The sequence below is a fragment of the Streptomyces sp. NPDC107500 genome, from assembly GCF_055582785.1.
Genome location: NZ_JBVJPF010000001.1, coordinates 675,018 through 687,271 on the forward strand (window position 1 = coordinate 675,018; position 12,254 = coordinate 687,271).

5 protein-coding genes are annotated in these 12,254 nt (G+C 75.6%); 1 reads left to right on the forward strand and 4 read right to left on the reverse strand.

Annotated elements, in window-relative coordinates:
* Positions 1-99: 99 nt before the first annotated feature.
* The 4 genes from ACZ67M_RS02935 to ACZ67M_RS02950 all read right to left on the reverse strand — a co-directional run bounded on the left by ACZ67M_RS02935 (position 100) and on the right by ACZ67M_RS02950 (position 8,359).
* Complete coding sequence (locus ACZ67M_RS02935; RefSeq protein WP_469849321.1) at positions 100-5,094, reverse strand: SAV_2336 N-terminal domain-related protein; 4,995 nt, start codon at positions 5,092-5,094, stop codon at positions 100-102.
* Entirely contained in the window at positions 5,094-6,119 is a 1,026-nt protein-coding gene (locus ACZ67M_RS02940) for an AAA family ATPase (protein ID WP_361355026.1), read from the reverse strand. Before ACZ67M_RS02940 ends, ACZ67M_RS02935 begins: the two co-directional genes overlap by 1 nt.
* A gap of 231 nt (positions 6,120-6,350) precedes the next feature.
* Complete coding sequence (locus tag ACZ67M_RS02945; protein WP_469849324.1) at positions 6,351-8,003, reverse strand: VMAP-C domain-containing protein; 1,653 nt, start codon at positions 8,001-8,003, stop codon at positions 6,351-6,353.
* A complete protein-coding gene (locus ACZ67M_RS02950) occupies positions 8,000-8,359 on the reverse strand; it encodes a CU044_2847 family protein (protein WP_469849733.1) in 360 nt (119 codons plus the stop codon). Before ACZ67M_RS02950 ends, ACZ67M_RS02945 begins: the two co-directional genes overlap by 4 nt.
* 238 nt (positions 8,360-8,597) lie before the next feature.
* Between ACZ67M_RS02950 and ACZ67M_RS02955 the strand changes: the two genes are divergently transcribed.
* Positions 8,598-12,239, forward strand: a complete 3,642-nt coding sequence (locus ACZ67M_RS02955; protein WP_469849325.1) for a S8 family serine peptidase — start codon at positions 8,598-8,600, stop codon at positions 12,237-12,239.
* The last annotated feature ends 15 nt before the right edge of the window (positions 12,240-12,254 follow it).

Here is a 12,254-nt window from a genome sequence, read left to right on the forward strand (position 1 = left end):
CTGGCATCGTGCGCGGGAGCGGGGGCGGCCGCCCCTTGGAGGGGGCCGGGCGGGGGGCCGCCGAACGGGCGGTCTCCGGCGCGAGCCGAGGGCCGCCGGTCAGCCGTTCTCGGCCGCCGTCAGCAGCGGACGCAGGTCCGGGACGAGCAGCGCGCCCTCGTCCGCCGCGCTCATCTCCCACCGGACCCGTTCGCCGGAGCAGTGTCCGATGAACGGCAGGCCGAGCGCACGGGCGGCGGACTGCTCGGCGACGGACGAACCGACCATCACGCAGGTGCCGACGGTGGCGTCGAGCCGCTCCAGGGCCCGCAGGAGGACGTCCGGGTCGGGCATCAGACGGGTGAGGTCGGTGCCCCTGCCGTGCACGTCACCGGCGAGGGCCTCCAGCAGGCCGCGCCGTCGCAGGTAGGCGGTGACCGGGGCGGGGTCCCGGTCGGTGACCACGGCGGTGCGCACCCGCCGGGCGTCCAGCGCCTGGACCAGCCGGTCGGCCAGGGGCACCGGGCGCGCGGTGCGGGCCGCCCGCGCCTCGTGCCGGTCGAGGCGGAGCCGTACGTCGGGGGCGAGCCGGTGCCCGGCCAGCGCCCGGACGAAGTCGAGCGTGCCGGCGTACCCGTCCGACGAGACCCGGGGCAGCGGCACCCCGGACAGCGCGTCCTCCGGGTCGCGTTCCTCGACGAAGAGCCGCGCGATGTCCAGCAGTACCTCCCGCTCGGCGGCCGGCCGGTACAGCCGGGCCAGTACGTCGTCGAAGCCGAGGAGCACGCAGCTCGCCCCGGCGATCAGATCCTCGGGGGAGCGCGGCGTCCGGCCGCGCGGGGTGGTGGCGCGGCCGGCCGGCCGGAAGGTCCAGACGAGCCGGTAGCCGGGCACCTCGGCACCCGTGAGGTCGAACTCGCTGCCCTCCCGGAGCGCGGCGAGGAACCGCCCGACCAGCTCGGCGACCACCTCGCGCAGGTCGGTCGCCCGGTTGCGGACCGCCTCGACCGGGTCCTCGACCTGCCACTTCGCCTCGACGGTGGCCACGCCCGTGCCGACGGGGTGCTGCGTCAGCTCGACGTCGAAGTACTGGCCGGCCGCACGGAGGGCCGAAGGCGCCGACCGGTACTCGTCGGAGTCCGGGAGGGCGAGCGTGCCGTCGGGCAGCCGCAGGACGAAGGCCACGGAACCGTCGCGCGGGGGGACGGGGAGCCTGCCGCCGGGCGGCATGGGGTAAGGCCCGCTCACGGCGCGGCCGTCCGACGCCTCCACCCTAGGGCCCCCGGCACCCTCCACCGGGCGGTACCAGCCGGTCTCGTCGTCCAGCGGCCGGAACAGGTCCGGATCGAAGGAGGGTCCGTCCTCCCCCGGTTCCTGTACCTCGTCGTAGTGGAGGGAGTCGGAGAGGACGACGAGCGCCTGCGCGTCGGACGCGTCCAGGACCGCGCCGACCGCCCCGGCGCCGGCGCGGAAGGACTGCTCCTCGGTCCCGTCCAGCCGGAACTCCACCTGCCAGAACTCGACGAGCAGCCGCTCCTGGCCGATGTGCGCCAGCTGTTCGGGCAGGCCGTCCAGGGCCGCCCGCAGGAGCGGGGCGGCCTCCGTCCGCGGCTCCAGCAGGACGAGCAGGCCCTCCCCGTCCTCCACGAGTCGGTACGCGGTGCCGTCGAGTGCGCTGTCCGCCAGCAGGTTCGTGACCAGGGTGCGCAGCCCCGCGTGGGCGTCCTCCTCGCCCGAAGGGCCCTCGGCGAGCGAGAAGCGGGCGCAGTCGCGGAAGTCGGTGTCGAAGTCGTCCCGCGCGTCTTCGTCCGCCTCGGCCGGCGGGCCGGGCTCCGCGGACTCTTCCGGTTCCTCGGGGGCCTCGGGTTCCTCGGGTTCCTCGGGTTCTTCCTCCGTGGACTCCGCCGCTTCCTCCGGCCGCGGCGACCAGACGTCGTCCTCCGTGGGAAACGGGCCCTCCGGCAGTTCGTCCGGTGCGGACAGCGCCCGGTGCGGTCCGTCGTCCCGCTCCGACGAGATGCCCTCGTACTCCGACCACGGGGCGTCGTCCACCGGCTCGGCGTGCTCCTCGCGCAGTTCGCGGCCCAGCGCCGCCAGGGCCGGACTGCGCCCGCCGGACAGCTCGTACTCCTCGTACACCTCCAGGGCCTCCGCGCCCCGGCCCTGGCGGCGCAGCGCGATCAGGCAGAGGCGGCGGAAGTCCTCCCGGTGCGGGTGGGCGCGGAGCAGGCGGGACAGTTCGGCCGACGCCCGGTCGTAGTCGCCGAGGGCCAGGTCGAGTTCGGCGCGCTTGGTGTGCAGGGCGAGGCGGAGCCGCAGGAGCCGGGCGCGGGCGGTACGGGCGGCGGGACCGGGCACGTCCGCGAGCGACTCGGCACCGTGCCAGAGCGACAACGCCTCGGTGACCAGGGCGCGGGCCTCGGTGGGCGCCCCCTCCAGCCGGGCCGCGTCGGCCTGCCGCACCAGCTCGTCGCAGCGCACCAGGTCGACGTCGTCGGCGCTGGTGTGCAGGGCGAGGCCGTGGGCGGACGTCACCAGCGCACCCGGGCCGAGCGCCTCCGCCAGCCGCGTCGCCAGCCCGTTCACGTCGCCCCGCGGGTTGCGCGGTTCCTCGCCCGGGTCCCACAGCCCCCACCGCAGCTCCTCGTGCGTCACCGTGCGGCCGTGCTTGAGCAGCAGCATGGCGAGCAGCGCGCGCACCCCCGGTCCGAGGGCCGGGGACCCGTCCGGCGACGTGACCCGCAGTGCGCCCAGCGCCTCGTAGCGGCGCGGCTCGTACGCCTCGCGGGCCCGGGCGAGCGACCGGGGGTCGGTGAGCAGGTCCACGCCCTGGGCCTGCGTCGCCGACGAGGCCGACATCAACTGGTCGAAGGCGTGCGCGTAATGGATGCGCAGGGCTGCGGGCAACCGGTCCAGGTGGCGGGAGTCGATCGGGACGGCCAGCCGTGAGGTGCCCGAAGTGAGCAGCAACAGGATGTCGCACAGGGCCCGGAGGTCCTCGGAGCGTCCGGACGGCCCCGAGGACCTGCCCGGTTCGAAGAGGCTCAGCCGGACCGTGCCGTCGGGCAGCAGGACCACCCGGGACGCCTCAAGACCGCCGTGCGTGACGCCCGCCCGGTGCAGGGCCGTGAGGGCACGGGCCAGCTGAGCCCCGACCGACACCACCAGCGGCGCGGGCAGCCGCCGGCCGTTCGACCGGGCCAGCGTGTGCAGGGCGACGCCGTCCAGGTGCTCCATGACGACGTACGGGACGTCGTCCTCGATGCCGGCGTCGAGGACGGCCACCACGTTCGGGTGGGTGGTCTCCGTCAGGCGGCGCGCGTCCCGCAGGAACGCGCGGCGGGAGGCGGGGTCGCGGTCCGGGTCGTGCAGCCGGACCGTCACCGTCCGGTTCGTCTCGGTGTCCTCGGCCAGCCACATCCTCCCGGTCGGCGCGAGCCGCCGGGCCGGCCGGTAGCGGGAGCCCAGCGCGGGCGGGAAGGGCGAGGGGCCCTCGGGCCGCACCGGGGCGGCCAGCTGTCTGGCGCTCTCCTGGGTGATCGCCGCGAACGCCTCGCCGCCATCGGCCCGTTCGGTGCCGTCCCGGGAGGGGAGCAGTGCGCGGAACTCGCCCGGCGACCGCCCCGCCCGCTCGTCGATCAGGCCGCCGGTGCGCAGCAGCAGTTCGTGGGTGCGGTTGCGGGCGGTGCGGGGCAGCCCGCGCAGCAGGAGGTCGCGTACGCCGGGGCGGAACGCGTACGAGCCGGGCGGCCCGGCGACCGTGGTGAGCATGCCGCTGAGGATGATCTCGGCCAGGTGCTGGGGCCGGGGCTCCGGCTCGACCGCGGCCTGCACCAGCCGCATCACCGGCAGGTCCGGGCGCCCGAGCGCGAGGTGCCCGGCCAGCCGGAAGGCCTGGGGAGACGCGCTCGCGCGAAAACGCAGCACCAGTTCCTCGGCGGACAGCCGGGTGGCGTCGGCGCGGTCGCCGGCGTCGGCGGGCAGCGGGCGGTGCAGCACGGCGGCCGCGCCCGGGTGGCGGGTGCCGCCCGGACTCGCGACCAGGGAGGCCCAGTTCGCCAGCCACTGGGGCCCCGGTTCCAGCACGGGGAGGTGGACGGTGCCGCCGGGGGCCGGGGGCACGCCGTCGTCGTACGGGGTGAAGGCGAGCGACGCGCTGGGCGCGGCCCGGTGCGGGGCCGACAGCCGGCCCGGGACCGGCGGCAGGGCGGTGTCCCGCCACAACTGCTCGGGGAGCGGCTGGAGAACGGCCAGCGGGGTGCGGTGCGCCCAGCGGCGCAGCGTGCCGAACCAGCGGGTGCCGGCCGGGCCCTCCCGCCACTGCGGTCCCATGCAGTCGCTGATCAGCAGGGTGACCGTACGGCCGTCGGGGGGTGCCTCCGCTCCCTCGCCGCGGACGGTGCCGTCGGCCTCCGCGCGGTGCAGGACGACGGTGCGGAAGACGCCCGACTGGGCGAGCGTGGCGTGCAGTTCGCGTACCAGCGGCTGCCAGACGGGCATCGTCGGGCCCGCGTCGTGCACCAGGTTCAGCCGCAGCCAGCGCTCCCGCACCGGGCGCAGCACCGGCAGCCACCCGTCGGGCCCGCCGCCCAGCCGGGCGATGCGGTCGGCGGTCGCGGCCTCGTCCACCTCGTGGCCCACGGGCGCGTCGGTACGGCGCTTCAGCGGGCGCAGGGAACGCTGCAACGCCAGCGTGTGGCGCAGCATCGGCGGGGCGGGCGCGAGCAGGGAGCTGTGCGGTTCGGCCGCCGACGTCCCCGGCGCGGGCGCGGGGGAGGGCAGGCGCAGCGGGGTGCGGGAGGCGTCGGAGCTGTCGGGACGCGCCTCGGGCGGATCACCGACGGGCCCGCGTCCCGGCCGGCCCCGCGGGTTCCGCACCGTCTCCGGCCTCGGCGCGGGGACGGGCGGTGCGGGGTCCCCGGCAGCCGGGCCGGTCGCTCCGTCGTCCTTCGGGCCGGAGGGCGCGGGCTCCACGGGCCCGGGCTCCATGTGCCCGGCCAGCCAGAGCAGTTCGGCCAGCTCCAGCGGGGTCGGGCGGACACCCGAGGAGACCCGGCCGAGGAGGTCGGCCAGGCGGGGCAGGGGCTCCGGTGAGCCGGGGCGGTCGGCCGGCATCAGAAGGCGTCGGCCTGCGGGGACCTGCCCAGGTAGGGCATCAGCTGCTCGGCCAGCTCGTCCAGGGAGTCGGCGCCGAGACCGGAGGAACGGGCCAGGTAGATGGCGTTGAGCAGCTGGTCCGTGGCCAGTTCGCCGCCGCCCACCCGGGACAGGAACCGGTGGATGAGCTGCCGCGCGTACCCGTCGGGCTCGCCCAGGTGGGCGCGGACGATCTCGGCGAGGTGGTCGTCGTCCGGCTGCCGCAGACGCAGCGAGACGCAGCGGCGCAGGAACGCGGGCGGGAACTCGCGCTCGCCGTTGCTGGTGAGGACGACGAAGGGGAACTCCTTGCAGCGGACCCGGCCGCGCTCCACCGGCACCCGCCGGTCGGTGCCGTCGATCAGCACCTCGGCCCGTCCGTCCGGGGTGTCCCGCGAGGCCCGCACCAGTTCGGGGATCTCGTACTGGCCCTCCTCCAGGACGTGCAGCAGGTCGTTGGGCAGGTCGAGGTCGCTCTTGTCGATCTCGTCGATCAGCAGGGCGCGGGGGCGGGCGTAGGGGAGCAGGGCGGTGCCGAGCGGGCCCAGGCGCAGGTGGTCCTCGATACCCGTGGCCGCCGCCGGGGCGTCGGGGCCCGGCGTGGCGTGACGCGCCGCGTACAGCCGGGAGAGCGGGTCGTACGTGTAGAGGCCGTCGTGCAGCGTGCTGCGGCTGGTGATGTTCCACCGCAGGACCGGTCCGAGCCGCAGTTCGCGGGCGACCGCGTAGGCGAGGGACGACTTGCCGGTGCCGGGCGGGCCGGTGACGAGCAGCGGGCGCCGCAGGTACAGCGCCGCGTTGACCAGTTGCACCGTCTGCTCCGTGGCCTGGTACGTCACGGCACGGTGCGCGCGGTCCGGCGAGGTGGCCGGGTCGTCGCCGTCCTCTACGGGCGCGTCGAGCACCGGCCCGCCGGCGAAGGCCCGCCAGGGCGGCGGCGGGGGCAGCTCGGCGATGCCGTCGTGGGGGGCCGGGGCACCGGTGTAGACGGGCCACAGGGGCATGGGTTCTTCTCTCCGGGCGATCGGGGTGGCGGGTGGTCGTGGGCCGGCGGCCCGTTCGTCTGCGTGGGGGGCGCCCTGGTCGTCGGGTGCGGCGGGTGGGCGGTCGGCGCCCTGGCCGTCGGGTAGGGCTGGTGGGCGGTCGTCGTGGCGGGCGGGCGTCGATGTGCCGGGCGGGGGCAGGCGCGTCGGGCGGCCGTCCGGTCGGGGGCGGTTCATCGTGGCGCCGGCCCGTCAGCCGACGGGTGAGTGCAGCAGGGCCGCGGGCTCGCTGAAGCAGCGGGGGTCGTCCCACAGGAGCTGGACGTCGCGAGCCCAGTGACCGTCGGGGTCGTCGGCCGCCTCCGCCGTCTCGCGCAGCTCCATGACCAGGCGGGGGAGTTGGGACGGCGGCACGTGAGCCACCGACTCCGCCAGCTCGTCGAGGAACGCCGTCCCCGGGCAGGGATCGTCGTGTCCGTCGCCCGAGCATCCCCGGCGCGGCCACAGCAGTACGGGCACGGGGACGGTGAGACCCACCTCGAAGTGCTCCCGCGCCGTCGTCGGCGGGGTGCCGAAGCCGGCCAGCTCCGCTTCGTCCCGCAGCCGCTTGCGCAGGCCGGCCGGCCGCTCCGGGGTGCCGCAGTCGACGCGCCGCAGCGGCACGCCCTGACTGGTCCCGAGCTTGCCCCACTTCTTGCGCAGCTGGTGGCGGAGCCGTCCGCTGCGGTGGCGGTGGCGGTCGGTGACGACCAGCGGGTAGGCGCAGCCGAGGGGCGTGGAGTCGTCCTCGCCGCACTCCCAGTGCGCCACCGGTTCGTTGAGCCACTCGCGCGGCAGCACGAAGGTGAGCAGCTCGTCGGCGCCCGGATCGAGCTGGGTGCACGCCTCGTCGATGTGCGCCTGCACGAAGGCGCGCACCGCGCTCCGGGCCAGCCGTTGCGAGCCCACCGGGCGGCGCTGCCCGTCCCGGTAGGCGGACACCTCGACGGTGACCTGGTCGGCGCCGGCGCCGCTGTGGTCGATCTCCACGACGATCGGCGACCAGGTCGTGGGCCGGGACGGCGGTGCGTGCAGCAGCTCCTCCAGCCGGTCGGCGAAGCGGGTCACCACGTCCGGCTCCGGCACCTCCCACTGGACGTAGGCGGCGGCGTCCCGCAGGGAGGCGAAGCCCTCGTCCGGCGGCGGCGGGTCGAAGCCGTCCGTGGCGGAGATGTACAGCCGCTTCGGGTCGCAGTTCAGCCCGGTCTCCTCGGCACGGCGCAGCAGCGCGTACAGCCGTCTGCGCGCGTCCGGACGGTGCCCCGGGGTGGGCACCAGTTCGCCCAGGTCGGGCCAGTGGCGCGCCATGACCTCGACGGGCAGCATCCGGCCGACGCGTACGTCCTTGGCGCCGGCGACCGCGGTGACCATGCCGACGACGGTGCCGTCGGCCAGGGTCAGCGCCGCCCCGCTGAACCCGGCCGCCAGCGGCTGCCCGTGCGCCGTGACCGCCTCCAACTGGGCCCACTCGCCCGAGATGAGCGGTCCGGGCAGGGCGCGGTAGGAGGCGAGCATGCCCTCGTCGTACCCCTTGGGGAAGCCGTAGGCGATCAGCTCGGGGGCGGGCGTGGTCCGTTCGGCGCGGGGCGGGGCGAAGGCGGCCGGGGTGAGCGGCACGTCGTGGTCCAGTTCCAGTACGGCCAGGTCGCCGGGGTCGGCGGCGCCGCCCTTCCAGCCGCCGTGCACGGCGACGGCGGCCGACAGCCCGCCGAGGTCCCGGCGGCCCGGGAAGCTCACCGTGACCGGTGCGCGGTCGGCCCACCTGACGACATGGGCACAGGTGAGCAACCGGCGGGCGGAGACCAGGAATCCGGCGCCGACCTCGGGACCGCACTCGACGCGGGCGTGCCACGCGGCACCGCTCATGACCGTGCGGCGGCGTCCGCGCCCTCGGGGCGCGCGGGGCCGGGCTCCGGAGCCCAGCTCAGCTTCACCACCAGATGGCCTTCCGCCGTGCCCTTCGCGATGACCGCGCCGGCCTCCGCGCTCAGCTTGACCCCGAACTCCAGCTCCACCGCGTCGGGTCTGAGCGTGCCGTCCCTGAAGACCCGCAGCGCGGAGGCGGCCGCCGCCCGGACGCCCTCCAGGGACTCCTCGAAGGTGCGGGCCGCCCGGGCGGGTCCGTCGCCGCGCGAGACCAGTCGCGCGCCGTCCTCGTCCTCGACGCCCTCGACGACCACCCGCACGCCGTCCCCGGTCTTGAACTCGACCAACCCGTCCATGCCGCCGCTCGCTCCCCGTGTGCCGTACGTGTCCGTGCGCAGCACCGTGCGCGGCTCCATTGTGACGGACGGTACTCGGCCGTGTCGCGGCTCAATGTGCCGGTCCGCCGGACCACTGGCGGAAACCCGCCAGGGCGCCAATCCGCCACCCTCCGTCAACTGCCGTGTACCAGAAGCCCCCTGAGACTGCTCACAGCACTCTTCACAGCACCATACGACGACGCGAAGTGAGGCGTGGATGAGCAGAGGACCAGTCGGGCGCGGGGCGACCCTCCTGTCGGCGGGGCTCGTGATCGCGTTGCTGCCGACCGGGACGGCGGCGGCACAGGATCCGCCCCCGGAGCCGGCGCACCCCCCGGCCGCCGTGGCCCGGGACACCGCGGCCCGCACCGTCACCCTCGTCACTGGCGACCGGGTGACCGTCACGGAACTCGGCGGCGGGCGGAGGACCGTCACGGTCGAGAGGCCCGAGGGCGCCGACGGCGCCGTGCACACCCGCAGTTCGGGCGGCCGGACCACCGTCGTACCCGACGAGGCCCTGCCGTACCTGCGCGACGGCAGCCTCGACGAACGGCTCTTCGACGTCGATGAGTTGCTGGGCCAGGGCCTGGCCGACACCGAGACCGGCACGCTGCCGCTGATCGTGACCTACGGGAAGGGCACCCGGTCGGCCACCCCGCAGGGCACCCGGCGGACCCGGACGCTGCCCAGCGTGCGCGGGGCCGCGGTGGAGGCCGGCAAGGGGCGTGATTTCTGGCGGGAATTCACCCGTGGCGCCGGTGTCGACGGGGTGTGGCTCGACGGCAGGGTCACCGCGGCCATGGCCGAGTCCAACGCGCAGATCGGCACCCCTCAGGCCTGGCAGGCCGGGCTGACCGGCAAGGGCGTCACCGTCGCCGTGCTGGACAGCGGTGTGGACGCGGGCCACCCCGACCTGGCCGGACGGGTCACGGAGAGCCGGAGCTTCATCGCGGGGGAGGAGGTCGCCGACCGCAACGGGCACGGCACGCACGTCGCCTCCACCGTCGGCGGCAGCGGCGCGGCCTCCGACGGCAAGGAGAAGGGCGTCGCGCCCGGCGCCGCGCTCGCGATCGGCAAGGTGCTGAACGACTCCGGTTCGGGCAGCGAGTCGGAGATCATCGCCGGCATGGAGTGGGCCGCCCGGGACGTGGACGCCGACATCGTCTCCATGAGCCTCGGCTCGACCGAGCCCAGCGACGGCACCGACCCGATGGCCGAGGCCGTCGACAGCCTGTCCCGCGAGACCGGCGCCCTGTTCGTCATCGCGGCCGGCAACACCGGCGCACCGTCCTCCATCGGCTCGCCCGGCGCGGCCGACGCCGCGCTGACCGTCGGGGCCGTGGACTTTGCGGACGAGGCGGCCTGGTTCACCAGCGCCGGACCCCGCCACGGCGACCAGGCGCTCAAGCCCGACCTGTCCGCACCGGGCGTCGGCATCCTCGCGGCACGGTCCCGGCTCGCCGAGGGCAGTGGCGACTACACCTCCATGGACGGTACGTCGATGGCGACGCCGCACGTCTCGGGCGTGGCCGCCCTGCTCGCCGAGCAGCACCCCGACTGGACCGGCGCACAGCTCAAGGACGCGCTGATGTCCACGTCGAAGGGGCTCGACGCCTCCGCGTACCAGTTGGGCGCGGGCCGGGTGAGCGTGCCGGACGCCATCGCGGCCGACGTCACCGCCACGGGCAGCGCCGACCTCGGCTTCCACGCCTGGCCGCACGACGACGACGAGCCGGTCACGCGGACCGTCACCTACACCAACTCCTCCGACAACGCTGTCGAGTTGCAGCTCTCCGCGCAGGGCGCCCCCGAGGGCGTCGTCACCCTCGCCGACACCGCCCTCACGGTGCCCGCGCACGGCACCGCCTCCACCACCGTCACCGGCGACGCGTCCAAGGCCCCGGCCGGGACGACGAGCGGCCGGATCGTGGCGTCCGGCGCGGACGGAAGGCCCGTCGCGCACACGGCGTTCGGCCTGGTCAAGGAGGACGAGCGGTACACGCTGACGGTGCGCGTCAAGGACCGCTCCGGTGCCGCCTCCCCGGCCGACCTGGTCGTCCAGCGCCTCGCCGAGGGCGTCGACCCCGTCCCCGCGCACGTCGGCGACTCCGGCACCCTGGAGCTGCGTCTCGCGCCGGGGACGTACAGCCTGACGTCCTTCCTGGACGTGCGCGGTAGCAAGGGTGCCGACTCGCTGGGCCTCGGGTTCCTCGCCGCGCCGGAGGTCGTCCTCGACCGGGACCGGGAGATCACCCTCGACGGCCGGAAGCTGCGCGAGATCGACGCCGACGTGGACAAGCGCACCGAGACGCGGCAGCTCCTCATGGAGTACGACCGCAGCGCGAACGGCGCCGACCTGTTCGGCGCGGTGCAGGCGCCGCTGACGTACGACAGCGTCTTCGCCGCGCCCACCGCCAAGGTCACCGACGGCGCCTTCGAGTACCGCACCGTGTGGCGGCTCGGCAAGCCGCTGCTGGAGGTCAAGGGCGTCGGTGAGGCCACCGTCCAGTCCGGCGGCACACTGGGCGAGGGGCGCAGCAGCCTGTCGCTCGTCGACGTCGGCGACGGGCCCTTCCCGGCCCGCGTCCGGGGCAGGGCGGCCCTCGCCACGCTCACCGAGGGCACCGAACCGGCCGCCCTCGCGCAGGCCGCCCAGGACGCGGGCGTGAAGGCGCTGTTCGTCACGGACGACGCGCCCGGACGGCTGATGGAGTGGTGGGGCACGGACGACAACGCCGACCGGCCGCTCCGGATCGCCACGGTGAACACCGCCGACGCCGAGCGGCTGCGGAAGGCGGGACGGGCCGACATGACCGCCACGCCCAACACGCCCTACGTGTACGACCTCTCCGAGGGACACGCCGGCCGGGTGCCCGACCGGGACCTCACCTACGAGCCCGGGCGCCGCGACCTGGCCGAGCTGCGGACCAAGTACCACGCCCCCGAGCCCGCGAGCGGCGGCGAGTTCCGGTACTCGATCACCGACACGTTCCCGATCGGCCTCGGCTTCAAGGAGCGGATCGCCTACCCGGCCGAGCGCACCGAGTACGTGTCCACCGGTCCCGGCCAGCTGTGGCACGAGTCCGTGACGAGCGCCGGGGACGCGCTGGAGGAGCGGAGCGGACTCGTCCGGTACCGGGGCGGTGACCGCACGGAGCTGAACTGGTTCAAGCCCGTCTGGCATCCGTACCTCGGCACCGGGCTCGGCTGGGGGCAGCAGCGCTCGGGCGACATGCTCCAGTTCAACGCCCCCGGGTGGGGCGACTCCGGTCCCGACCACACCGGCTTCGGCGACGTGTGGAGCGAGGGGAGCGGGATGACGCAGACCACGTCGGTGTACCTGGACGGCGAACTGGTCGACGAGGGCACGAGTTCGGCCGGCTACGTGTACGACGCGCCGGCCGAGGAGCACACGTACAAGCTCGTCACCGACACCGCGCTCGACGCGGCGCGCTGGCCGGTGGCCACCGAGGGCCACGCGGAGTGGACCTTCCGCTCGGCCGCGACCCCGGACGACCGGTGGACCTTCCTGCCGCTGATCAACCTCTCCTTCGACGTCGACACCGACCTGGCCGGCGAGGTGCGCGGCGGCAGGAAGCTCAAGGTGGGGCTCGGCGCGGAGTACGTGGCGGGCGCCGAGGGCACCGGGCGGATCGGTGGCGCGGAGCTGGAGGTGTCGTACGACGAGGGCAAGTCCTGGCAGCGGGTCGGGCTGCGCGGCGACCACGGCCGGGCGTCCTGGCAGGGGACGCTGAACGTGCCCCGCGACGCCGGGCACCTTTCGCTGCGGGCCTCGGCGCGCGACGACCGGGGCGGCTCGGTCACGCAGGAGATCGTGCGGGCCGTGGCCGTGCGGTGACACGCGGACGGCGCC

Bases quoted from the DNA above. Each gene is read 5' to 3' on its own strand.
- ACZ67M_RS02935 (WP_469849321.1), bottom strand. From the start codon at position 5,094: ATGCCGGCCGACCGCCCCGGCTCACCGGAGCCCCTGCCCCGCCTGGCC.
- ACZ67M_RS02940 (WP_361355026.1), bottom strand. From the start codon at position 6,119: ATGCCCCTGTGGCCCGTCTACACCGGTGCCCCGGCCCCCCACGACGGC.
- ACZ67M_RS02945 (WP_469849324.1), bottom strand. From the start codon at position 8,003: ATGAGCGGTGCCGCGTGGCACGCCCGCGTCGAGTGCGGTCCCGAGGTC.
- ACZ67M_RS02950 (WP_469849733.1), bottom strand. From the start codon at position 8,359: ATGGACGGGTTGGTCGAGTTCAAGACCGGGGACGGCGTGCGGGTGGTC.
- ACZ67M_RS02955 (WP_469849325.1), top strand. From the start codon at position 8,598: ATGAGCAGAGGACCAGTCGGGCGCGGGGCGACCCTCCTGTCGGCGGGG.